The sequence below is a fragment of the Gammaproteobacteria bacterium genome (assembly GCA_019911805.1).
Lineage (GTDB): Bacteria > Pseudomonadota > Gammaproteobacteria > Thiohalobacterales > Thiohalobacteraceae > JAHJQQ01.
Genome location: JAIOJV010000074.1, coordinates 101,172 through 125,085 on the forward strand (window position 1 = coordinate 101,172; position 23,914 = coordinate 125,085).

A 23,914-nucleotide genomic window follows, 5' to 3' on the forward strand; every position below is an offset into this window, starting at 1 on the left:
CCTAACGGAAGGATTCACAAACTTGTTCGGCCGCGCGCAGCCGCGCCCGGACCCGCGCGGCACCCAGCAGTGTCCAGAGTTGGCCCAGCTCCGGGCCGTTGCGCCAGCTACCGCCAGAGCCGGGGTCCTGCCGCTGTCCGCTGAGCGCGGCGCGCAGCGGCATGAACAGCGCCTTGGCCTTGCGCCCGGTAGCGGCGGCCAGTGCCTGGCTGAAGGCCTTGAACTCCGCATGCTGGTCCACCTGCGCCTGGGCCGCGCGGAAGAATTCCGCACCGGCGGCGTGCAGCACCGCGCGCGCGTCCGGATCGAAGGCATCGGCATCGAAGGCTCCATCGGCCGCATAGAGACAACCGGCCCAGACATAGGCCTCCGCCGGCAGCGCGATGTTGTCACGGACCGTGCGCACGAAGGCCAATGCCTCGTCCGCGGGCACCCGCGCCTGGATATGCGCACCACCCCGGTAGGTCTGCGCGCGCATCCAGTCCCAGAGTTCCTCGTCCGTGCTGCGCAGCACCGCCTCCTTCTGCCAGTGCAGCAGCTGGCGCGGATCATGCCGCGCCGGCGCCCGGCCCAGGCGCGTGGGATCGAACTGCGCGGCCAGCGTTTCCATATCCATGAAACCGTCGGCCGCATAGGCATGCCCCATACGCGCCAGGTGGTTCGCCAACGCGAGCGGCAGAAAGCCGGCCTCACGCAGGGCGCGGATGCTGGTACTGCCCGTGCGCTTGGACAGCGGGCTGCCGTCCGCGCCTACGATCAGTGAAATATGCCCGTAGCGCGGCAGCGGCAGACCGAGCGCCTCCAGGATCAGCAACTGGCGCGGCGTGTTCGCCAGATGATCCTCGCCGCGCACGACGTCAGTGACGCCCATGAGCGCGTCGTCGACAGCGTTGCAGAAGAAGAACGCGGCACTGCCGTCGGCGCGCCGGATGACGAAATCGCCGATGTCGTCGCTGGCGAAACGCTGCGGCCCGCGTACCTGGTCCTCGAATTCGATCAATCGCGCCTCCGGAACGCGGAAGCGCAGGGTCGGCATCCGCCCCTGTGCCCGCCGTGCCGTGCGCTCGGCAGGCGACAAGCGGGCACAGGTGCCGGGATAGCGCGGCGGCCGGCCGGCTGCCAGCTGCACCTTGCGCGCGACGCTGAGTTCCTCGGTGCTGCAGAAGCAGGGATAGGCCTGCCCATCCGCCTCCAGCGCCTCGAAGTGGCGCGCATACACCGGTGCACGTTCCGACTGTCGATAGGGACCGGCCGGCCCACCGACCTGCGGACCTTCCTGCCAGTCCAGTCCCAGCCAACGCAGGTCCATCTCCAGCGCCGCGGCGAACGCGTCGCGGCTGCGCTCGCGATCGGTGTCCTCGATGCGCAGCAGGAACACACCACCGTGGCGCCGCGCCAGCAGGGCATTGAACAGCGCCGTGCGCACATTGCCCAGGTGCAGTTCACCGGTCGGGCTGGGGGCGAAACGGGTCTTCATCGGCGGCGGGGCGGGGCTCGGCTGCATGGCGCGGCCATGGTAACGGAAAGCCCCGATGTCGACAAAAGGCCAACGCCTGACGCCAGGGCCGAACCGGCGCCTTTCTCCCCTGCGCCAAACCCTTTATGATGGCGCCTCCGCGTTGATCGAGCGAGAGCCGAAACCCATGTCCAGCCTGCATCGATTGATCCTTAGCCTGGCCGTCGCCTGCTTCATTGCCGGCACCGCCGCCGCCAACCCGACTGATAACCTGACTGATACTGGAGCCACCGCCGTGACCGTACAGATGCAAACCAACAAGGGCCTGATCGTCCTCGAGCTGGATGCCGAGAAGGCCCCCGGTACCGTGGCCAACTTTCTGGAATATGCCCGCGCCGGCTTCTACGACGGCACCATCTTCCACCGCGTGATTCCGAACTTCATGATCCAGGGAGGTGGCTTCGCACCCGGCATGAACGAGAAGGCCACGCGTGCACCGATCAAGAACGAGGCCGACAACGGCCTGAAGAACAGCGTCGGCACCATCGCCATGGCGCGTACCCCGGACCCGAATTCCGCCAGCGCGCAGTTCTTCATCAACGTGAAGGACAACGCCTTCCTGAACCACTCGGCGCCGACCGCGCAAGGCTGGGGCTACTGTGTCTTCGGTCGCGTCGTCGAGGGCATGGATGTGGTCCATGACATCGAGAAGGTCGCCACCGGCAACCGTGGCGGCCACGGCGACGTGCCGGTCGAGGACGTCATCATCGAGAAGGTCACGGTCGTCGAATAGGCCTCTGGCGTGCCGGGGCCCGACCGCCCCGGCGCCGTCCCCATGAGCACCACCCTGTTCATCTCGGACCTGCACCTCGATCCGCGCCGGCCGGCCGTGACCGCGTTGTTCCTCGACTTCCTCACCGGGCTGGACGCGGCCTGCGCCGCGCTCTACATCCTCGGCGATCTGTTCGAGGCCTGGATCGGCGACGACGAGGACGACCCCCAGGTGCTCGAGGTCCTGGCCGGGCTGCGGGCGGCCACGGCCCGTGGCCTGCCCGTGTTCGTCATGCACGGTAACCGCGATTTTCTGCTCGGCGACGGCTTTGCCCGCAAGACCGGCTGCCGCCTGCTCACCGAGCCGGCGCTGATCGACCTGGGCGACGAGCGCGTGCTGCTGTTACACGGCGACACCCTGTGCACGGATGATCATGACTACCAGCAGTTCCGCGCCCTGGTGCGCGACCCGGCGTGGCAGACACAGTTTCTCGCCCGATCACTTGCCGAACGTCGCGCCCTGGCCGCGCAGATGCGCGCGACCAGCCGCCAGCACACCGGCGAGAAGCAGGCCGAGATCATGGACGTGAATCCGCAGGCGGTCGCCGCGACCCTGCGCGCGCAGGGCGTGCGTACGCTGATCCATGGTCACACTCACCGCCCCGCCATCCATACCTTCAACCTCGACGGACAGCCCGCACGACGCATCGTGCTGGGCGACTGGTATGAACAGGGCAGCCTGCTGCGCTGTGAAGGGAATGCCTGCGAACTGCAGGCGCTGCCACTCAGTCCCTGACGGACGGCAGCTTCAGGGAATCTCTTCGCGCCGGTAGTCAGCGGGCAGTTCGAACAGCGCCGCCGGCAGCGTCTGACCGGTCCGGTAATCCCGTAGCGCGCGCCGCACACCGCCACTCACCGACTCCCGGATCGGCAACCCGGTCTGCAGCGCCCGATCCATCTCGTACACGTAGTTGGCGAGGAAGCACGGGGTGCGGAATTCCTCCGGGGTCTTGTAGAGATCACGGTACTGGCGGCCCGCCAGCCGCGCACGCATCTCGCGCAGAGCCGCGACGGCCTCGGGCAGCAGTCCTGGGACGACCATTGCCTGCATGCACAGAGCGTCACCACTGTGCAGCCGGATCGCCTGCACCGCCTGTCCGCCGATCAAGGGTGCGTCCGGGTCGGTGGCGATATCCACCTGCACCTCCGGCCGCGGACCCGCGGCAGCGGGGAGCGGCTCCGCAGTCACCACCAGCAGTGCGCGCCGCTCGTGCGAGACGCTGTACAGCACGCCGGTGCGGCGCTCGAACAGCAGATAGTCGCTATCATCCTCGCCATCGTCGCTGCGCAGATGGTCGGTGGTGATCAGCATGCGATTCGGATAGGGCTCGATGCCGGGCTCCTGTTCCTGCCAGAGCAGCACGCTGCCGGTCACGGTCGCGGCGGGCGCAGCCGCCGTCACGTTGACCAGTGCCAGCCAACACAGCCCGATCTGAAAAATCTGTCGCATCACTCACCTGCCTTATTCACGCCTTCCGGCTGTCCGGTTCCGCCCGGTTCCACCCGGTTCCACTGGGGGGAGCATATCAGACGGCCGTGCCTGACTTGAGCGCGAGCACCACATCGTTGACGTTGCTGCCGGTCGGTCCGGTGTCGATCAGATCACCGGTCGCCGCAAGGTAACGGCCGGCATCGGCCGCCGCCAGGGCCCGTGCGGCATCCAGCCCCAGATCGCGGCCGCGTGCGAGGGTCGTCCCGTCGACCAGCGCACCGGCCGCGTCGGTGGGTCCATCACTGCCGTCGGTGGCCGCCGCCAGCAGCACGCAATCGGTGCACCCATCAAGGACCTCCGCAGCCGCCAGCGCCAGCTGCTGGCTGCGCCCCCCACGACCCGGCTCGGTCGGCAGTACTACGGTCGTCTCACCGCCCCAGACGTGCAGGCCCGGCCGCGCCGCCAGCAGCGTCTCGGCCAGGCGCCGGCCCGTCGCAGTCGCAGCGCCGGCGAGCCTTGCCGGGTGGCGCTGCACCTCCAGCCCCAGATCCCGGCCAGCCCGCGCAGCGGCCTCCAGCGCCAGATCGAGATTGGCGATGATCACCGTCTCCAGCAGCGGCAGGCCGGCGGTTGCCGACGCTGAGGCGGTGTCGCCTGCCCATGCCTGCAGCCAGTCCGGGAGATCGGCTGGCATGTCCCTGTCCCGATCCGGTGTCGCATGCAGCGGGCCGGAGCCGATCACGCCGGGGTCGTCGCCGGGGACGTCGGAGATCAGCAGCGCCAGCACCCGCCCCGCACCCTGTCGGGCGAGCTGCGCGGCCAGCCCGCCGCCCTTGATGCGCGAGATGCGGCGGCGCACCGCATTGACCTCTTCGATGGCAAGCCCGCTGGCGAGCAACCAGGCGTTGGCGCGTTGCAGATCGCTCAGCTGCATGCCGTCGGGCAGGACTTCCACCAGACTGGAGGCGCCGCCGGAGAGCAGGATCAGCCACGACCGTCCGGGCGGTGCGGTGGCAACGAAGCGGAATAGGCGGTCGCCCGCCTGCAGGCTCCGGTCATCGGGGACCGGGTGCCCGGCTTCGATACACTCGGTCCGCGGCAGGGTGCCGTCCGGCGGTCCGTAGCCGTGCTTGGTGATCAACAGCGCCGCTTCGATGTCTGCCCCCAGTACGTCGAAGGCGCCGCCCAGCATGGCGCTCGCCGCCTTACCCACCGCGACCGCGCGCACCGGTCCCCGCAGTCGGTGTCCCACCAGCGCCGCCCGGACCCGCGCCCCTCCCTCCACGGCCGCCAGCGCCGCCTGATAGGCGTGCAGCAACAGGGTTCGTGGTGAGGTCGGCATGACGGGCTGAATAACCAATTTATTTATGAAGTTATTGAATGTTTATGATTATGGACTCAGGAGCTTTCATGGCATCCGTCAAGCCCGCTGAACATGCTCTTTGACAGCCTTGATTTTATTAGTGCATCCTGCGAGGCAGGCGGACCGGCTCAGGGGGACAGGTCATGGGCGAGCACAAGCATCTCCTGGAAATCTATGAGCCCTATGAGTACGAGGGACCCAATCCCATACATGTACTCGGCACCGGCGTCCTGCGCGGTCCGAATGGGGCATCCTACTATCTGCTTGGCGTCAACGGCGGGCTGCAGTTGAACGACGACCTGGTCGAACAACTGCTGGTACTGCCGCGCTACAACGGTGACAAGATCGAACGCGCGGAACAGAGTTGCTGTACGGTGAATATCGTGCGGGTGCACGCCGGCGTCCGGCTGTGTCCCGGAGCGCCCTTCGCCTACAGCGACATCACCCACTGGGGCGTGGGCAAGATCACGCCCCTGAATGGCACAGCAGCTAGTAATCGACTGTAGGTAATCCATCACAGGCAACGGGCCGAAGGCGGTGACCGTGCCGCCCCGACCCTACGCCTGATCCAACCCGCGCGCCAGGTCCGCGCGAATATCCGCGACATCCTCGAGACCGATAGCGACCCGGATCAGACCGTCGCCAATCCCGGCTGCCTGCCGTTGCTCCGGTGCCAGACGGCCGTGGGTGGTGGTAGCCGGGTGCGTGACCGTGCTCTTCACGTCGCCGAGATTGGCTGTGATGGACAACAGACGCGTGGTATCGATCAGCCGCCAGGCCGCCGGCTGACCGCCGCGCACGTCGAAGCTGACGATCCCGCCGAAATCGCGCTGCTGGGCCGTGGCGAGCGTATGCTGCGGGTGCGAGGGCAGCCCCGGATAATAGACCCGCGCCACTTGCGGGTGTGACTCCAGCCAAGTGGCGAGCGCGAGTGCGTTCGCACTGTGCGCGCGCATCCGCAACGACAGCGTCTCCAGCCCTTTGAGGAATACCCAGGCATTGAACGGACTCATGCTCGGCCCACAGGTCCGCAGGAAGCCGTAGACCTCCTTGCCGACCCGCTGCTCATCGCCGATCACCGCACCACCGATGCAGCGCCCCTGACCATCGATATATTTGGTCGCCGAATGGATGACGATGTCGGCACCCAGGTCCAGCGGGCGCTGCAACGCCGGCGTACAAAAGCAGTTATCGACCACCAGCAGGCAGCCGCGGGCATGCGCCAGATCCGCCAGGGCACGGATATCGCCGAGTTCGGTGAGCGGGTTGGACGGCGTCTCCAGGAACAGCATGCGCGTATTCGGTCGGATGGCCGCCGCCCAGGCATCCAGGTCGGCGAGTGGCACGTAGCCGGTCTCGATGCCACAGCGGGCCAGATAGGTGCTGAACAGCACGGTTGTGGAACCGAATACGGCACGCGATGACAGTAGATGATCGCCCTGCTTGAGCAGGGCGAGACAGGTCGCCAGGATCGCGGCCATACCCGAGGCGGTGGCCACGCAGGATTCGCCGCCTTCCAGGGCCGCGAGGCGCTGCTCGAAGGTGCGCACCGTCGGGTTGGTGAAGCGCGAATAGATGTTCCCCGGCTGCGCGCCGGAGAAGCGTGCCGCCGCCTCGGCGGCGCTACTGAACACATAGCTGGAGGTCGGGAAGATCGCTTCGGAATGCTCGCCCTCGCCCGTGCGCCGCTGTCCGGCGCGGATCGCCAGCGTGTCAAAGCCGTAGTCGTCCAGCTCGAAGTCCATCGCCCCTCCCCATTCCCCACCCAGGTCACAGCCAGTCTCTAGCTCCTAGTACCTGGCTCCCAGTCCCTGCCCTTCCTCAGGCACTGTTGTACATCTCGATGACTTCCTCTGCATCGGTGTCCCGGCGCTCCTGCTTGACGCCATCGCTGCGCTGTTTCTGCAGCTGATCGAGATAGGCGGTATCGACGTCACCGGTGACGTACTCGCCATCGAACACGGAACAGTCGAACCCCGTCAGCTTATTGTTGCCCTTGCGCACAGCACCGATCAGATCCTGGAGTTCCTGGAAAATCAGTCGGTCGGCGCCGATCTCGACGGCGATTTCATCCACCGTGCGCCCGTAGGCCACCAGTTCGTCGCGGCTGGGCATGTCGATGCCATAGACATTCGGGAAGCGCACCGGCGGTGCCGCCGAGGCAAAATACACCTTGTTGGCGCCGGCTTCGCGCGCCATCTGGATGATCTGGCGCGAGGTCGTGCCACGCACGATGGAGTCGTCCACCAGCAGGACGTTCTTGCCGCGGAATTCCAGATCGATGGCATTGAGTTTCTGGCGTACTGATTTCTTGCGCTGTTGCTGCCCCGGCATGATGAAGGTACGGCCGATATAGCGGTTCTTGATGAAGCCTTCGCGATACTTGACGCCCAGCGTATTGGCCAGTTGCAACGCCGAGGTACGGCTGGTATCGGGGATGGGAATGACGACATCGATATCGTAGTCCGGCCAGTCGCGCTCGATCTTGGCGGCCAGCTTATCGCCCATGCGCAGCCGCGCCTTGTGCACCGAGACATCGTCGATGATGGAGTCGGGCCGGGCGAGATAGACGTATTCGAAGATGCAGCTGGCGTATTGCGGGGATTCGGCACACTGACGCGTGTATATCTGGCCATCGACGGTGATGAAGACCGCCTCGCCGGGCGCGACATCCCGTACCAGCTCGAAACCCAGCACGTCCAGGGCCACGCTCTCCGAGGCGATCATGTAGTCCGTGCCCGCCGCGGTCTCGCGCTTGCCGTACACGACCGGCCGAATGCCGTAGGGGTCGCGGAACGCGAGCACGCCGTAACCCGTGATCATGGCGACTGCCGCATAGGCACCACGGCAGCGCCGGTGCACGCCGGCGACGGCATCGAAGACGTCATTCTCGTCGATGCGCAGCTTGCCCTGACGCTGCAGCTCATGGGCGAAGACGTTGAGCAGCACTTCGGAATCGGAGTCGGTATTGATGTGGCGCAGGTCCTCACGGAATACATCACGCTTGAGCTCGCCGGCGTTGGTCAGATTGCCGTTGTGCGCCAGGCTGATGCCGTACGGCGAATTGACGTAAAAAGGTTGTGCCTCGGCGCTGGATTCGCAGCCTGCGGTCGGGTAGCGCACATGGCCTATGCCCATATTCCCCAGCAGACGCAGCATGTGACGGGTGTGGAACACGTCGCGCACCAGGCCGTTATCCTTGCGCAGATACAAGCGGTTGTCGTCGCAGGTTATGATCCCGGCGGCATCCTGGCCACGGTGCTGCAGGACGGTGAGCCCTTCGTACAGGGCCTGGTTGGCCCGTTCGTGGGCGACGATGCCGATGATTCCGCACATTGAACTGTTTACCTCGAGGTACCCGAGTCCGGCAGGGCCGGATGGTCAAATTGGACATTATCCACCACGTCGGCCGGCAGATAATCCAGGAGCCACAACGCCACACGTTCGAAATGTGGCAGCAGCTGCGATTCCCGCCACCAGGGGTCCTGCGGCAGCGCTGTCAGGCCCGCCAGCAGCACCATCACGGCGACGATCATGATCCCGCGGGCCACCCCGAACACCGTCCCCAGGACGCGATCCGTACCCGACAGGCCGGTCTTCCTGACCAGCTGGCCCGCCAGGTGACCGGCCAGGCCACCAAGCAGCAGCACCGCCACGAACAGCAACGCGATGGCCACTGCCGCGCGCACCGATGGTAGGGATATCCAGGGCGTCAGCAGCTCGGCGAGCGCGTTGGAAAATACAAAGGCCACCAGGAAGGCAACCACCCAGGTGGCCAGGGACAACGCCTCTTTGATGAAGCCGCGCCAGATACTGATCAGCGCCGAAAGGCCTATCAGGCCCAGAATGAAATAATCCGCCCAGTTCACGTCCCGCCCGCCATCTTCGTGGCCCGTTCGATCACCCCGGGAGCGGGCCGTCGCGGGCGCGCCACGTCCGTCTGCGTCGATTGTATCAGGGTGTCCGCACGGGCCGAAACCCGCGTTCCAACCGCAGAAATGTCAGGGATAGCTGGTGACCATGCCTTCCAGATCGACCTGCTGCCGCAGGCGGTCGCGCAGCGCCTCGGCAGCGGTACGTTCCAGTTCGGGTCCGACGCGCACACGATACAGGACGCCCTTGGCCGTCTTCGTCTCCTCGACGAAGGCCGTGTAGCCGAGGCCACGCAGACGCTCGCGCAGGGCCATGGCGTTGTCCTTGCTGGCCAGGCTGGCGAGCTGCACGATCCAGCCGGATTGAGGCACGGAAGCCGGTGCGGGCGCCGTCGTCGGGGCTGGGGGCACGGGTGCGGGTTTGGCAGCCGGTGGCGGCGGCGCAACGGGCGCGCCGGCAGTGCCCTGCGACGGTGCGGCCGGCCCGGCACCGCTGTCGTTCGCCGCGTCGATGGCCGCATCGGCATTGGCGGCACTGGGATCGGCCGGCTCCTCCAGGATCACCTGCGGGGCCGGCTCGGGCTCGGGCGGCGGCTCCGGCAACGTCAGTGGCTCGATGCGCTCGCGCACGATACTGTCGGGTTCCGTGGGGAGATTGCTGCCCACCGGCCCAAGTTCGTCCTCGGGGGTTTCGAACAGCATAGGCACGAAGATCACCGCCAGGGCCACCAGGACGATGGCGCCGATGACGCGCTGCTTGACCAGATTGTCCACGTCGTTACCTCTCTGGTTTACCTGGCCACCGTGGGTGGCCACCGCGAGTCCGCGCATTATAGGCCCGGTGGCAGCAGCTCCGCTATGGTGTGGAACGAGCCGAATACGACGATGCGATCTCCGCTGACGGCCGCCGCGCGTGCCGCCGCCAGCGCCGCGGCCATATCCGGGCAGAGTGTACGCTGCGATTCGGACAGGGGCATGCGTGCCGCGAGTGCCGCAGCGCTCTGACCGCGGCTGCCGCCCAGACCACCGAGGAACCACCGGTCCACTACTGACTGCAGGGCGACCACGATGCCGCCGGCATCCTTGTCCGCCAGCATGCCACAGACGGCTAGCGTCCGCCCGCTGCAGGCGCGCCCATCAAGCGTCATGGCCAGGGCCGCGGCGGCATGCGGATTGTGGGCCACATCGAAGATCATCTCGACCGCGCCGGGGATCACCGTGAAGCGCCCGGCAGCGCGCGCCTGCCGCAGGCCAGCGTGAATCGCCTGCAGCGTGAGCGGCAGGCGCTCGCTCAGACTGTGCAGCACCATGAGAGCGCCGGCGGCATTGTACAGCTGAAAGTCGCCCGGCAGCGCTGGCGGCGGCAGGCCCACGAGTTCCACCGCCGGCCCCCACCAGTCCCAGCATCCTGCGCCGGGACGGTAACCGAACTGCTGGCCCAGCGCGAACCAGCGCGCACCGATCTCACGGGCGGCCGCCGCTATGCTGGCCGGCGGCCGCGGGTCGGAGCACACCGCCGGACGGCCGCCTCGGAAAATCCCCGCCTTCTCCCTGCCGATGGACTCACGGTCCGTACCCAGCCACTCGACGTGATCGATGCCGATGCCGGTCACCAGCGCGCAATCGGCATCCAGTATATTGATCGCATCCAGCCGCCCCCCCAACCCCACCTCGAGTACCGCGACGTCCAGATCGGCCCGTTGAAAGAGGTCCAGCGCCGCCAGCGTACTGAATTCGAAATAGGACAGCGAGAGTCCGTCACGCGCCGCATCGATGCGCGCGAAGGCCGCAACGATAGCGGCATCATCCACGGGCTGCCGATCGATACGGATACGCTCGTTATAGCGCCACAGGTGGGGGGAGGTGTAGGCGCCGACACGGTGGCTGGCGCAGGCCAGGATGGTCTCGAGCATGGCCACACTGGAGCCCTTGCCATTGGTGCCTGCCACGCTGATGACAGCGTGCTGCGGCGCAAGCAACTCCATGCGTTGCGCCACTGTCTGCACCCGCTCCAGGCCCAGGTCGATTGCCCTGGGATGCAGCGTCTCCTGCCAGGCGAGCCATTCGGCGAGGGTCTGAAAGCGCATCGGAATTCAACCGGTAGAGCCGCTGGGAACCTTCACCGCAAAGGACGCGAAGGAAATAGGATCAAGACATGCCATGAGTGACTCAGCAGCGGCCTTGCCGGACCATCATGCCGACAGCAGCGACTTCACTTTACGTGTCTTCGTGTCGTTTGCGGTGAACGTTGTCTTCCGCTAGGAGCCCCTCAGGCCGGCTTGCGGTGCAGCAGGATACCGAGCAGGTTGGCGATGCGTTCACGCAGGTCGCGGCGGTCGACGATCATGTCGATGGCCCCATGGGTGAGCAGGAATTCGCTGCGCTGGAAGCCTTCCGGCAGAGTCTCGCGCACGGTCTGCTCAATCACGCGCGGTCCGGCGAAGCCGATGAGCGCATTGGGCTCGCCGATATGGACGTCACCGAGCATGGCGAGGCTCGCCGATACACCACCCATGGTGGGGTCGGTCAGCACCGAGATATACGGCAACCGCGCCTGTGCGAGTTTCGCCAACGCCGCGCTGGTCTTGGCCATCTGCATCAGTGAGAACAGCGCCTCCTGCATGCGTGCCCCGCCGCTCGCTGAGAAGCACACCAGCGGCAGGTTCTGTTCCAGGCACAGATTCACCGCACGCACGAAACGCTCGCCGACCACGGCACCCATGGAGCCGCCCATGAAGCCGAACTCGAAGGCGCAGGCCACCAGCGGCACGTCCATGACCTGGCCGCGCATCACGATCAGCGCGTCTTTCTCGTTGGTCTTTTTCTGCGCCTGCACCAGGCGGTCCTTGTACCGCTTGCTGTCCTTGAACTTCAGGATGTCGAGCGGCTCGATGTTGGCGGCGATCTCCTCGCGCGGCTCCTCGTTCAGGAAGGCGTCCAGCCGGCGGCGCGCGCCAATACGCATGTGATGCGTACACTTCGGGCATACCTCCAGGTTGCGCTCGAGTTCCGCCCGATAGAGCATGGCACTGCAGGCATCGCACTTGGTCCACAGCCCTTCCGGTACGGTGCGCTTGGTGCCGCCTTCGGTGCGGATGCGCGTCGGCAGCAATTTCTCGAACCAGCTCATAGTCAATTCCGATCAGTAAAGTTTCAACGGATGGCGGCCTGATGCTGCTGCGCGTCCATCGCCTGGCGCATGTCCCGCAGAACGCCACTGACACGCGCAGCGATACGGTCCGGTTGGTCGGCCAGGTCGGCGATGTGCTTGATGAGCGCGCTGCCGACGACGACGGCATCGGCGACGGCCGCGACCGCGGCGGCGGCCTGCGCATCACTGATACCGAAACCTACACCCAGCGGGATGTCCGTCAGCGTGCGGATGGTATCCAGCTTCTTGGCGACCGCACCGACGTCCAGACGGTTCGCACCGGTGACGCCCTTGAACGAGACGTAATAGAGAAAACCGCTGGCCTGGGCCGCGATCCGGTGCGCGCGCTCGTCACTGGTGTTGGGTGACAACAGGAAGATGGGGTCGATTTCCGCGTGGCGCAGTTCCGTCAGCAGGTCGGTGGCCTCTTCCGGCGGCAGATCCACCGTCAGGGCACCGTCGACGCCGGCGGCGCGTGCCGCACGGGCGAATTCGGCATACCCCATGACCTCGACGGGATTGAGGTAGCCCATCAGAATGACGGGTGTGTCCTGATCCTGCTCACGGAAGCGGCGCACCATGTCGAAGACATCGCGCAGGCTCACATGGTGCCTGAGCGCGCGCTCACAGGCGGCCTGCACCACCGGGCCGTCGGCCATGGGATCGGAGAACGGCACGCCGAGCTCGATGAGATCTACGCCCGCCGCGACCATCGCATGCATCAGCGGCACGGTGACCTCGGGGTTGGGGTCCCCGGCGGTCACGAACGGGATGAGTGCCTTGCGCCCGGATTGGCGCAGCGCGGCGAAACGTGTGGCGATGCGGCTCATACGGTGATGCCCTCCCGTGTCGCCACGGTATGGATGTCCTTGTCACCGCGCCCCGACAGATTGACGATGATGATTCGGTCCTTGTCCATGGTCGGTGCGAGCTGCATCGCATAGGCCAGTGCATGGCTGGATTCCAGGGCCGGGATGATGCCCTCGATGCGCGTCAGGCTGTGGAAGGCCGCCAGCGCCTCGTCATCGGTGATGGGGACATACTGCGCGCGACCGGTGTCCTTGAGCCAGGCGTGTTCCGGGCCGACGCCTGGGTAATCGAGGCCGGCGGAGATCGAATGTGTCTCGATGATCTGGCCGTCGCTGTCTTCCATCAGATAGGTACGGTTGCCGTGCAGCACCCCCGGCCGGCCGGCAGAGAGCGGTGCGGCGTGATGCCCGGAGGCGATGCCGTCACCACCGCCCTCGACGCCGTACATCGCGACCTGATCGTCGTCCAGGAAGGGATGGAACAGCCCGATGGCATTGGAACCCCCACCGACGCAGGCGATCAGGGCATCGGGCAGCCGCCCGGTCTGATCGAGGATCTGGGTGCGTGCCTCGCGACCGATCACCGACTGGAAATCACGTACCATCGCCGGATACGGATGCGGGCCCGCGACCGTGCCGATGATGTAGAAGGTGTTGTCGATGTTGGTCACCCAGTCGCGCATCGCCTCGTTGAGCGCGTCCTTGAGTGTCTTCGAGCCGGATTCGACCGCCACCACCTGGGCGCCGAGGAGGCGCATGCGGAACACATTGACCGTCTGGCGCTTGATGTCCTCCGCACCCATGTAGATCACGCATTCCAGCCCCAGGCGTGCGGCGACCGTCGCGGTTGCGACGCCGTGCTGGCCCGCACCGGTCTCGCCGATGATGCGCGTCTTGCCCATGTGCCGCGCCAGCAGGCCCTGGCCCATGGTGTTGTTGATCTTGTGCGCGCCGGTGTGATTGAGGTCTTCACGTTTGAGATAGACCTGCGCACCGCCGAGTTTCGCACTCCAGCGCTCGGCATGGTAGAGCGGCGACGGGCGGCCGACGTACTGGGCGAGGTCGCGGTCGAGTTCGGCCAGAAATTCCGGGTCGTCGCGCAGACGCGTGTAGGCCAGGCGCAGTTCCTCGATCGGCCCCATCAGGGTCTCGGCGACGAAACGGCCGCCGTAGGGCCCGAAATGCCCGTCGGCATCCGGCAGGTCGCGCCAGCTTGCAGGCCTAGGCGCCATGTTCGTGATCGGCACGTTGCACTCCTCGAATGAATTCCATCATCTTGGCCGGATCCTTGACGCCCTTACTCGCCTCGACACCGCTGCTGACATCCACCGCGAACGGCCGCACCTGGCGCACGGCAGCGATGACGTTGCCCGGATGCAGGCCGCCGGCCAGCACGATGGGCGCCGGCCGCTGCGCCGGCACCCGCGACCAGTCGAAGTGCTCGCCGCTGCCGCCGGGTACCGCCGGGTGATAGGCATCGAGCAGAAAGCCGCTGGCGCTGGGATACGCGCTCATATAGGTGCTGACATCCCGCTGCGGGTGCATCCGCACGGCCTTCAGATACGGGAGGCCGAACTGCACACAGTACGGCTCGACCTCGTCACCGTGGAACTGCAGCAGATCCAGGGGCAACTGCACCAGGACCGCCTCGACCTCCGTGACCGCGGCATCGACGAACAACCCCACCCGGGTGACGAATGGCGGCAGCATGGCGGCGATCGCCCGCGCCTGTCCGACCGTCACGGCCCGCGGGCTTTGCGGATAGAACACCAGACCGACTGCGTCGGCACCCAGCGCTGCCGCGCGCACGCCGTCCTCGGGACGGGTAATGCCGCAGATCTTAACCCGCGTCCGCACGCTGGAGCCACCCACTTTTAAACTGATTTTCCATTGATCTGCTGCGATCAGGCCGGTAAACGGCTATTGTGCCACCGTCCGGCGACCAACTGCCACTCACCCCACGCACGGCAACCGCGCCGCCTGCGGCACGCCGAACCGTTCCGGATACTGCACCTGCACCAGGTACAGACCCGTGGCCGAAGCGGTTATCCCGGCGACACTGCGGTCGCGGGCGGCCAGCACCTCGGAGACCCACTCCGCCGGCCGCTCGCCCCGGCCGACCGCCATCAATGTGCCCGCGATATTGCGCACCATGTGGTGCAGAAACGCGTTGGCCGCGACGTCGAGATAAATGAATTCACCCTGCCGCCATATATCCAGGGAATAGATCTCGCGCCGGGGATGCCGGGCCTGGCAGCCCTGGGCACGGAAGGAGCTGAAATCGTGGTCGCCGCGCAGGCAGACCGCGGCCGCGGCCATGCGTGTGTCATCCAGTGGCCCGTACTCCCAGCACACGCGCCCGTGCAACAGGGCGGGACGGACCGGACGGTTGAGGATGACGTAGCGGTAGCGGCGGCCGGTCGCGGAAAAGCGCGCGTGGAAGGCCTCAGTGACCGGCTGCGCCCAGGTCACGCACACCTCGGGGGGCAGTTTGCAGGTGGCGCCCAGAACCCAGGCCCGCGGGCTGCGCTCGGCCTCGGTGTCGAAATGCACCACCTGCGCCGTCGCATGCACACCGGCGTCGGTGCGTCCGGCGCACACGACCTTGACCGGGTGGTCCGCCACGCTCGAGAGGGCCTCTTCCAGCACCTGCTGTACGCCGACGGCGTGCGTCTGGCGCTGCCAACCGCTGAAGCGGCTGCCGTCGTATTCGATCCCCAGCGCGATGCGCATGCCCCTTGACCCGGAAACACCTGACCGGCGCGCATGGTAGCAGACCAACCACGGGTGCGCCCTCAGCCCAGTAACAGGCCCGCGAACAGTACCACCAGGGACAGGGGCACCAGCCACTGTCCAACCGGTACCGGCGATCGCTCCGGCACCTCGATCGGACCGTGCGCTGCATCGGCCTGCTGCAGGGTCGCGCGCAGGGTCTCGCCGGCGGCGCCCGCCAGACGCTCGAGGCGCGAATGTCCGGTCTGCCGCCGCAGGGCATCGCGCGCCAGATCCTGCACCTGCGGCACGGCCTCCAGCGCCAGGATCAGGCGCACGGCGAAACGGTGATCATCCAGCCCCAGACGACGCGCCGGCGCACCGAACCAGAGCAAACCGCCGACCAGTGCGCCGCGTGCCGTGGTCGCAAGCAACAGATAGACGGCGGCCACGATCACGACCAACGCCACCACCCGGATCGCGCCCAGTCGCATCCCTTCGGCACTCGGCGACCAGGCACTCAGGATCGGCAGCAATGGTTCACCTGGCGTGAGTCCGCCGTATACCAGCAGGATGGCCAACAGCAGCCAGCGCACCCGTCGCAGCATGCGACCGACGCCGCGGGCATCGAAGCCGGGGACCCTGATCGCCGCCACGGCCCAGCCGGCGAATACCACCAGGGTCCCGGCTGCCAGCAACAGCGGCCGCCCCGTCGCCAGGGCGGCGGCCACCACCAACAGAGTCAGGATACGCACCGGTGGTGCCATCGGCGGGCCTCCGAATCAGGCGTCTGTCACGACGCCGGGCAGAGTATGTAAGACCGGGGAAGGATAAACCTTCCGTGGCTGACAGGGGGTTTCTGGATGAAACGAAACCCCGCCGAGGCGGGGTTCGATGGTGGTCAGGGACTCGGGGTGTCCGGCATCCGGGGCGTCAGGAGACCTTCTGCAACAGCGATTCCGCCTCCGACCGCTGGGTGTCGCTGCCTTCCTCCATGACTTCCTGGAGGATGCCGCGGGCACCGTCGGGGTCGCCCATTTCCATATAGGCACGCGCCAGATCCAGCTTGGTCGCCACCTCGTCGGACGCGGTGAGGGTCCCCTCGTTGGCGGCCTCGTCGTCCTCGGCCACGGTGCTCAGGTCGAACTCCAGGTCATCCGCGACCGCCGCTTCCGACTCCGCGGTTGCTGCGGGCCTGGCAAAGGCTTCGAAATCGCCCAGATCGAAGTCCAGACTGTTGTCGTCGTCGCCCGACATCGAGGCCTCCGACGACTCCAGGTCGGCATCTCCCACTTGCTCGCCCATGCCAGCCATGTCGCCCATGTCGCCCATGTCGAAGGCGAGGCCGTTGTCCGCAGCGAGTTCCTCATCGACAGGCTCGGGCTCGGCGGCCTCCGCAACGGCCACAGCCGCTACGGGGGATCTGGCCGCACTCACGCTGCCGGATTGATACAGGGGATTCGACGGACTCAGTTCGCGCCCCATTTCAGCCACGCGCTTCCAGGTCTCGTCATCCTGGTCACCCAGGTCGGCCAGCAGGGCCTCCGCCTCGGTATCGAACGGACCGCTGTTCTGAGCGGCAGCCAGGATTTCGAACAACTTCAGCCTGACATCGATCCGCTCGGGTGCACGCGCCATGGCACTGCGCACCAGTTCCTCGGCCTGCTGGTAACGTCCATAGGCGAGATAGACATCCGCCTCGGCGATCGGGTCGGCCTCATCGTCGTTCTGGATCGCGCCCATGTCGCTGACGGCGAAATCGGTGAACAGCGACGAGTCCGAATGGCTGGATGTCGCCGCTTCCGCGGCCTCCGGTTCGGCCGGGGCAGGTGCAACGGCCGCAGCCGCAACCGCCGCAGGGGCCGCGCTGGGCGTCGCAGTCACCGACTGTCTCTCCGCCAGGATGCTCTCCTGGAAGCGGCCGTCCTGCATACGCCGGCGACGGTTCGCCAACCAGGCGAACAGCGCCACCAGGATCGCACCACCGGCCGCGCCCCACTTCGCCATGGGGTTGGCAAGCAGGCTGGCGACCAGACCTTCATCCTGTGACGCTGCGGGTGCCGGGGGCTCCGCGTCAGTGGCAGCGGGCTCAATGGCCGGCAGGGGCGTTACCGCGGGTGTCGTGCTCTCTTCTGCCAGAGTATCGTCCGCCAGTTCCATGGCCGATTCGACCGGGGCCTGCTCCGGAACTGCGTCATCCATGCCGGGCGCGCCTTCGGCCGGCGCCTCCGACCCGATGCCGGCCACCGCCATTTCCACGCCTGTGTCTGCGGCCGGAATGCTATCCGTGGCCGTGTCCGCAGGCATGTCTGGCGACGTACCGGGTACCTCCGGCATTGGCGTTACCGTACCGCCCAGCTGGGCGAGTTCGTTGTTCTTCAGCTCGACGAGGCGGTTCAGGGTGGCAAGCTGCTCTTCGAGCTGCTGCACGCGCGCATTGAGTTCCTGATTCTGCAGGCGCTCGGCCGCGACGGCCTCGCTCGCCAACGCCAGCTCTTCCCGCAGCCCCGCTACGCCGGCGGCATCCTCAGCACCGCTCCCGGGCACGCCCTCCGGCGCAACGAGCTTCAACTGCGGCTCCGCTGCGTCGATGGTCGGTGCGGCTACGCCGTCGGTCACAGCCGGATCGTCCCCCGCGACCGGGGTGTCTGGCGCCGCGACGGCCGCTGTGCGACCGTCACGCCAGAGACGATTCTGCCGACGCACATCGGCGAGCGCGTCGGCCTGTTCGATTGCGGCCAATTCGTCTACACCCGGCACGCGCAGGACATAACCGGCCTTCAGATTGTTGATATTCTGATCGTAGAACGCCTCGGGATTGGCCGCGAGCAGGCCGAGCATGGTCTGTTCCATGCTGACGGCATCGCTGGGCCGTACCTCAGCGGCAATGCGCCACAACGTATCGTGGTGGCTGGTGCGATATTCACCACCGCTGTAGCCGGCTGCCGGGGTGGCGCCGCGCGGGGCGGGTGCAGCCGCCGACACCGGCGGGGGCGCCGCCACGGCCGGGGCGCGGGTCACAGGTACCGGGCCCGGCATCAGGGCCGGCGGATCCACCAGCACGGTGTACTCGCGCAGCACCTGACCGGAGCCCCAGGTCGCCTCGACCAGAAAGTCCAGATAAGGTTCGCGTACTGCATCACGGCTGGTGACCTTGATCACCGCCGACCCATCGGGCCGGGGTACCACCGCGAAGCGCAATTTGGTGTGGAAGAATGCCCGTTCGACACCGGCCCGGCCATACGCTTCCGGTGACGCCAGTACGACCCGCAGCTGCGCGAGGTCACCGGCCGTCGGTGAGAGTAATTCGATCTCTGCGTTGAAGGGCTGATTGAGGACGGAGTTGAGGCGGATGTCGCCGAGTCCCATCGCATAGGCTTGGTTCGCGAACGCTGCCAGCATGGCCGTCACCAGGGCCGTTTTCCTTACCATGTTGCTTCCTCTTGTGGCCGACCGGCTCGCCTTTGGCGACAAGCCGATCCTATCTGCCGAAGGTGAGTGAGGTTCGTAGTGCAACCAAATCGTTCTAGTCGGTAGTTTTCGTTAACAAACCCGGAGACGACTATAGTCTATAAGTGATCTCTTACCAGCAGCTCCGCGATCTGGATGCTGTTCAAGGCCGCCCCCTTCCGCACGTTATCGGCGACCACCCACAAATCTAAACCGGTGGGGTGGGAAATATCCTCCCGGATACGACCGACATAGACCGGGTCATGGTTGGCGCCCTCGGTGACTGCAGTCGGATAGCCACCATCCTTACGCTCATCCACGACCACGATGCCCGGGGCTTTGGCAAGCAATTCACGTGCCTGATCTGCTGTGATCTTCGTACGGGTCTCGATGTGCACCGCCTCGGAGTGCCCATAGAAGACCGGCACCCGCACCGTCGTCGGGTTCACCTGGATGCTGTCGTCGCCCATGATCTTGCGGGTCTCCCAGACCATCTTCATCTCTTCCTTGGTGTAGCCGTTGTCCATGAATACGTCGATCTGCGGCAGCACGTTGAAGGCAATCTGGCGCGGATAGACCTTGGCCTCGCATGGCTTGGCGTTGAGCAGGTTGGCGGTCTGGGTTGCCAGTTCCTCGATCGCCTCCTTGCCGGTGCCGGACACGGCCTGATAGGTACAGACGTTGATGCGGGTGATGCCCACGGCGTCATGGATCGGCTTGAGCGCCACCAGCATCTGGATGGTCGAGCAGTTCGGGTTGGCGATGATACCGCGGCGCTTATACTGCGCGATGGCCTGCGGATTGACCTCCGGCACGACCAGCGGGATGTCGTCGTCGTAACGGAACTGCGAGGTATTGTCGATCACCACACAGCCGGCCGCCGCCGCCTTGGGCGCATACACTGCCGACACCGATGCACCCGGCGAGAACAGACCGATCTGGACCTTGGAGAAGTCAAACTCCGCCAGGTCCTGCACCACCAGCCAACGATCGCCGAACTTGACCCGGCTGCCTGCCGAACGGCTGCTGGCCACGGCATAGACCTCGCCGACGGGAAATTTGCGCTCCGCCAGGATCTCCAGCAGGGTCTCACCGACCGCACCCGTCGCACCCACCACCGCCACATCGAACTTCTTGCTCATGTCCGCTCAGACCTCGAATTGAAGAATGCCAAATTTAACCGCAAAGGACACAAAGGCGCGCAAAGGTGTTTTCAATAAAAGCTTCTTTGTGGAAGTTCTTTGCGTCCCATCGCGTCCTTTGCGGTAAAAGTTCTTTGCATGTCAGTGCGCCAGGGTTCAGCGCAATGCCGCGACCACCGCGTCGCCCATCTCTGCCGTACCCACCTGCTGCATGCCGGGGGACATGATATCCGCCGTGCGCAGGCCCTGATCCAGCACGCGGCCGACCGCAGCCTCGATACGCACGGCCAGGTCCGCGCGCTCCAGGCTGTAGCGCAGCAGCATCGCCACCGACAGGATGGTCGCCAGGGGATTGGCCACACCCTTGCCGGCGATATCGGGGGCCGAACCGTGGATGGGTTCGTACATGCCCTGCCCCCGCTCGTTGAGCGAGGCCGAGGGCAGCATGCCGATGGAGCCGGTGAGCATGGCCGCTTCGTCGGAGAGGATATCCCCGAACATGTTCTCCGTCACCAGCACGTCGAACTGCTTGGGCGCGCGCACCAGCTGCATGGCGGCGTTATCGACATACATATGCGAAAGTTGGATGGCCGGATACTCCTTGGCCAGATCCGTCATCACCTCGCGCCACAATTCGGTGCATTCGAGCACGTTGGCCTTGTCGATGGAGCACACCCGACCGTCACGCCTGGCGGCAATCTCGAAGGCGACCCGGCCGATGCGCCGGATCTCCGACTCGGTGTAGGTCAGGGTGTTGAATCCCTGGCGTTCACCGCCATCCAACTGGCGCACTCCGCGCGGCTGACCAAAATACATACCCCCGGTCAACTCGCGCACGATCATGATATCCAGGCCGGCAACCACCTCCGGCTTGAGCGAGGAGGCATCGGCGAGCTGCGGATAGAGGATCGCCGGGCGCAGGTTGGCGAACAGCCCCATGCCGGCGCGCAGGCCGAGCAGCCCCTTTTCCGGGCGCACGGCGATCGGCAGCGATTCCCACTGGTGGCCGCCAACCGCGCCGAGCAGCACCGCGTCCGCGGCCTTGGCCTGTTCCAACGTCGCCGCCGTCAGCGGCTCGCCGTGGGCGTCGTAGGAGGCACCGCCGACCAGGCCCTGCTCGATCTCGACGTCGAGCCCGCCGTCTTTGCGCAGATGGTCGAGGACCTTCAACGCCTCGGCGACGATCTCGGGACCGACGCCATCGCCGGGGAGTACCAGGATTTTTTTTGTCATGTGCGGTTCCTGAAATGCTTTGTTTTAACCACCAAGGACACGAAGGACACAAGGAAAAATCATCAATGAATGTCGAACGGCAAGCCCCCTCCCCGTTGATGGGAGAGGGAGAACTCACGGTTTTACATTGTTCGGGATTTCCTTTGTGCCCTTGGTGTCCTTCGTGGTTCTAATTACCAAATAACCACGGCGCCTCGGTGCGGCGGCGTTCCTCGTAGGCACGGATCGCGTCGGCGTGCTGCAGGGTCAGGCCGATGTCATCGAGCCCTTCCAGCAGACAGTGTTTGCGGAAGGGATCGACCTCGAAGCCCAACACCTCACCGTCCGGTGTGGTCACGGTCTGGGCCTGCAGGTCCACCGTCAACCGGTAACCGGGCGTCGCCGCCACGGCCTCGAACAACGCATCGATTCTGGCCGGGTCCAGCACGATGGGCAGCACGCCGTTCTTGAAGCAGTTGCTGAAGAAGATGTCGGCGAAGCTCGGTGCGATCACGACGCGGAAGCCATAATCCTCCAGCGCCCACACGGCATGCTCGCGCGAAGAACCGCAGCCGAAATTCTCGCGCCCGAGCAGGATGCGCGCGCCTTGGTAGCGCGGCTGATTCAGCACGAAATCCGGGTTCAGCGGCCGGCCACTGTTGTCCTGACCCGGCTCCCCATGATCCAGATAGCGCCACCCATCGAACAGGTTCGGGCCGAAGCCACTGCGGCGGATCGACTTCAGGAATTGCTTGGGGATGATCGCATCGGTATCGACGTTCGGCCGATCCAGCGGTACGACCAATGCCTGCAATGTCGTGAACTTTTCCATTACCACCTCGTTTGTGAACCGCCAAGACACCAAGAAAAGACAGTGTTGAACCGCCAAGGCGCCAAGACGCCAAGAAAACCGTTACTAATGTTGATCAGCTTTTTCATTAAGCATTCTTGGCGTCTTGGCGTCTTGGCGGTTCCCATAGCATTCTTGGCGTCTTGGCGCCTTGGCGGTTCCCATAGGCTTCTTGGCGTGCTTGGCGTCTTGGCGGTTCAATAACATTTTCGGTGCCCTGGCGGTTCAATTCATACATTCCGCACATCGACGAAGTGACCGGCGATCGCCGCCGCCGCGGCCATTGCGGGACTGACCAGGTGAGTGCGGCCGCCCTGGCCCTGCCGGCCCTCGAAATTGCGGTTCGAGGTCGAGGCGCAACGCTCGCCCGGTTCCAGGCGGTCGGCATTCATCGCCAGGCACATGGAGCAGCCCGGCTCACGCCATTCGAAGCCGGCAGCCGTGAAGATCTCGTGCAGGCCTTCCGCCTCGGCCTGGTGCTTCACCAGACCGGAGCCCGGCACCACCAGCGCCTGCTTGATGTTGGCCGCGACCCTGCCACCCCGGATCACCGCGGCCGCCGCGCGCAGGTCTTCGATGCGCGAGTTGGTGCAGGATCCGATGAACACCTTGTCGAGGCGGATGTCGCGGATCGCGGTGCCCGGCTCGAGAGCCATGTAGTCCAATGCGCGACGCATGCCATTGGCCTTGACCTGGTCTGTCTCAGCGGCGGGATCGGGTACGCTCGCATCGACGCCCACGACCATCTCCGGCGAGGTACCCCAGGTCACCTGCGGCACGATGGCGGCGGCGTTCAGCACGACGGTCTGGTCGAACACGGCGTCGGCGTCGGAATGCAGGTCGGACCACGCGGCCACGGCCTGCTCCCAGAGATCGCCTTGCGGCGCATAGGGGCGGCCCTGTACGTATTCGATCGTGGTCTCATCGACGCCGATCAGGCCGGCGCGCGCACCGGCCTCGATGGCCATGTTGCATACGGTCATGCGCCCTTCCATCGACAGCGCACGGATCGCCTCGCCGGCGAACTCCAGTGTATAGCCGGTGCCGCCGGCGGTACCGATACGACCGATGATCGCGAGTACGATGTCCTTGGCGGTCACGCCCGGCGGCAACATACCGGCCACGCGCACCAGGAAATTCTTCGCCTTCTTCTGGATCAGGCATTGCGTGGCCAGCACATGCTCCACCTCGGAGGTGCCGATGCCGAAGGCCAGTGCACCGAACGCGCCGTGCGTGGCGGTGTGTGAGTCACCACACACCACGGTCATACCCGGCAGGGTCGCACCCTGCTCCGGTCCGATCACATGTACGATGCCCTGGCGCCGATCGTCCATCTTGAATTCGGTGATGCCGAACTCGGCGCAATTGGCGTCCAGGGTCTCGACCTGCAGGCGCGATATCGGGTCGGCGATGCCGGCGGCACGTGCGGTGGTGGGCACATTGTGGTCGGGCACCGCCAACACGGAACTGGTCCGCCAGGGCCTGCGACCGGCCAGACGCAGGCCCTCGAAGGCCTGCGGCGAGGTGACTTCGTGCACCAGATGGCGATCGATGTACAGCAACGTGGTACCGTCGGCATCGCTGCGCACCACATGGGCATCCCAGAGTTTGTCGTAGAGGGTCTTACCGGCCAT

The 23,914-nt window shown here is 65.9% G+C and carries 22 protein-coding genes; 3 read left to right on the forward strand and 19 right to left on the reverse strand.

The window, feature by feature from the left end; genetic code table 11:
- Position 1: 1 nt before the first annotated feature.
- The gene (gene gltX / locus K8I04_08280) at positions 2–1,477 is read right to left on the reverse strand and encodes a glutamate--tRNA ligase (protein ID MBZ0071702.1); all 1,476 of its coding nucleotides are present in this window, start codon (positions 1,475–1,477) and stop codon (positions 2–4) included.
- 166 nt (positions 1,478–1,643) lie between these two features.
- On the opposite strand from gltX, the gene K8I04_08285 reads away from it, so the two are divergent.
- The gene (locus K8I04_08285) at positions 1,644–2,249 is read left to right on the forward strand and encodes a peptidyl-prolyl cis-trans isomerase (GenBank protein MBZ0071703.1); all 606 of its coding nucleotides are present in this window, start codon (positions 1,644–1,646) and stop codon (positions 2,247–2,249) included.
- Positions 2,250–2,291: 42 nt separating this feature from the next.
- Positions 2,292–3,023 (forward strand): UDP-2,3-diacylglucosamine diphosphatase, encoded by a 732-nt coding sequence (locus tag K8I04_08290; protein MBZ0071704.1) that lies wholly within the window; start codon positions 2,292–2,294, stop codon positions 3,021–3,023.
- A gap of 12 nt (positions 3,024–3,035) precedes the next feature.
- Here the strand turns inward: K8I04_08290 and K8I04_08295 are convergent, their stop codons facing one another.
- Together K8I04_08295 and K8I04_08300 are read right to left on the reverse strand one after the other, a co-directional pair.
- Positions 3,036–3,737: a hypothetical protein gene (locus K8I04_08295; protein ID MBZ0071705.1), complete on the reverse strand. Its 702-nt coding sequence runs from the start codon at positions 3,735–3,737 to the stop codon at positions 3,036–3,038.
- Between the two features lie 76 nt (positions 3,738–3,813).
- Entirely contained in the window at positions 3,814–5,061 is a 1,248-nt protein-coding gene (locus tag K8I04_08300) for a DUF4147 domain-containing protein (GenBank protein ID MBZ0071706.1), read from the reverse strand.
- A gap of 164 nt (positions 5,062–5,225) precedes the next feature.
- On the opposite strand from K8I04_08300, the gene K8I04_08305 reads away from it, so the two are divergent.
- Positions 5,226–5,588, forward strand: a complete 363-nt coding sequence (locus K8I04_08305) for a hypothetical protein (protein ID MBZ0071707.1) — start codon at positions 5,226–5,228, stop codon at positions 5,586–5,588.
- Positions 5,589–5,639: 51 nt separating this feature from the next.
- Here K8I04_08305 and K8I04_08310 read toward each other — a convergent pair whose 3' ends face one another.
- The 16 genes from K8I04_08310 to leuC form a co-directional block, all read right to left on the reverse strand.
- Positions 5,640–6,827: an O-succinylhomoserine sulfhydrylase gene (locus tag K8I04_08310; GenBank protein MBZ0071708.1), complete on the reverse strand. Its 1,188-nt coding sequence runs from the start codon at positions 6,825–6,827 to the stop codon at positions 5,640–5,642.
- A gap of 76 nt (positions 6,828–6,903) precedes the next feature.
- Entirely contained in the window at positions 6,904–8,418 is a 1,515-nt protein-coding gene (gene purF / locus K8I04_08315; protein ID MBZ0071709.1) for an amidophosphoribosyltransferase, read from the reverse strand.
- An 8-nt stretch (positions 8,419–8,426) separates the two neighbouring features.
- The gene (locus K8I04_08320; protein MBZ0071710.1) at positions 8,427–8,951 is read right to left on the reverse strand and encodes a CvpA family protein; all 525 of its coding nucleotides are present in this window, start codon (positions 8,949–8,951) and stop codon (positions 8,427–8,429) included.
- 132 nt (positions 8,952–9,083) lie between these two features.
- The gene (locus tag K8I04_08325) at positions 9,084–9,728 is read right to left on the reverse strand and encodes an SPOR domain-containing protein (GenBank protein ID MBZ0071711.1); all 645 of its coding nucleotides are present in this window, start codon (positions 9,726–9,728) and stop codon (positions 9,084–9,086) included.
- A 56-nt stretch (positions 9,729–9,784) separates the two neighbouring features.
- Positions 9,785–11,041, reverse strand: coding sequence for a bifunctional tetrahydrofolate synthase/dihydrofolate synthase (gene folC, locus K8I04_08330; protein ID MBZ0071712.1), 1,257 nt, complete (start codon positions 11,039–11,041; stop codon positions 9,785–9,787).
- A gap of 182 nt (positions 11,042–11,223) precedes the next feature.
- Positions 11,224–12,084, reverse strand: a complete 861-nt coding sequence (gene accD, locus K8I04_08335; protein ID MBZ0071713.1) for an acetyl-CoA carboxylase, carboxyltransferase subunit beta — start codon at positions 12,082–12,084, stop codon at positions 11,224–11,226.
- 23 nt (positions 12,085–12,107) lie between these two features.
- Complete coding sequence (trpA, locus tag K8I04_08340) at positions 12,108–12,935, reverse strand: tryptophan synthase subunit alpha (protein MBZ0071714.1); 828 nt, start codon at positions 12,933–12,935, stop codon at positions 12,108–12,110.
- Positions 12,932–14,146, reverse strand: coding sequence for a tryptophan synthase subunit beta (gene trpB / locus K8I04_08345; GenBank protein ID MBZ0071715.1), 1,215 nt, complete (start codon positions 14,144–14,146; stop codon positions 12,932–12,934). The genes trpA and trpB overlap by 4 nt, the downstream gene beginning before the upstream one ends.
- On the reverse strand, positions 14,136–14,771 hold the full coding sequence (locus tag K8I04_08350; protein MBZ0071716.1) for a phosphoribosylanthranilate isomerase: 636 nt from the start codon (positions 14,769–14,771) through the stop codon (positions 14,136–14,138). Before K8I04_08350 ends, trpB begins: the two co-directional genes overlap by 11 nt.
- Positions 14,772–14,867: 96 nt before the next feature.
- A complete protein-coding gene (gene truA / locus K8I04_08355) occupies positions 14,868–15,647 on the reverse strand; it encodes a tRNA pseudouridine(38-40) synthase TruA (GenBank protein ID MBZ0071717.1) in 780 nt (259 codons plus the stop codon).
- A 62-nt stretch (positions 15,648–15,709) separates the two neighbouring features.
- The gene (locus tag K8I04_08360; protein MBZ0071718.1) at positions 15,710–16,393 is read right to left on the reverse strand and encodes a hypothetical protein; all 684 of its coding nucleotides are present in this window, start codon (positions 16,391–16,393) and stop codon (positions 15,710–15,712) included.
- A 166-nt stretch (positions 16,394–16,559) separates the two neighbouring features.
- Positions 16,560–19,058, reverse strand: a complete 2,499-nt coding sequence (locus K8I04_08365) for a hypothetical protein (GenBank protein MBZ0071719.1) — start codon at positions 19,056–19,058, stop codon at positions 16,560–16,562.
- Between the two features lie 137 nt (positions 19,059–19,195).
- Positions 19,196–20,218 carry an aspartate-semialdehyde dehydrogenase gene (locus tag K8I04_08370; GenBank protein ID MBZ0071720.1) on the reverse strand — a complete coding sequence of 341 codons (1,023 nt, stop codon included), beginning with the start codon at positions 20,216–20,218 and terminating at the stop codon, positions 19,196–19,198.
- Positions 20,219–20,374: 156 nt separating this feature from the next.
- Positions 20,375–21,451 (reverse strand): 3-isopropylmalate dehydrogenase, encoded by a 1,077-nt coding sequence (leuB, locus tag K8I04_08375; protein ID MBZ0071721.1) that lies wholly within the window; start codon positions 21,449–21,451, stop codon positions 20,375–20,377.
- Between the two features lie 169 nt (positions 21,452–21,620).
- Entirely contained in the window at positions 21,621–22,262 is a 642-nt protein-coding gene (gene leuD, locus K8I04_08380) for a 3-isopropylmalate dehydratase small subunit (protein MBZ0071722.1), read from the reverse strand.
- Positions 22,263–22,510: 248 nt separating this feature from the next.
- Positions 22,511–23,914: a 3-isopropylmalate dehydratase large subunit gene (gene leuC, locus K8I04_08385; GenBank protein MBZ0071723.1), complete on the reverse strand. Its 1,404-nt coding sequence runs from the start codon at positions 23,912–23,914 to the stop codon at positions 22,511–22,513.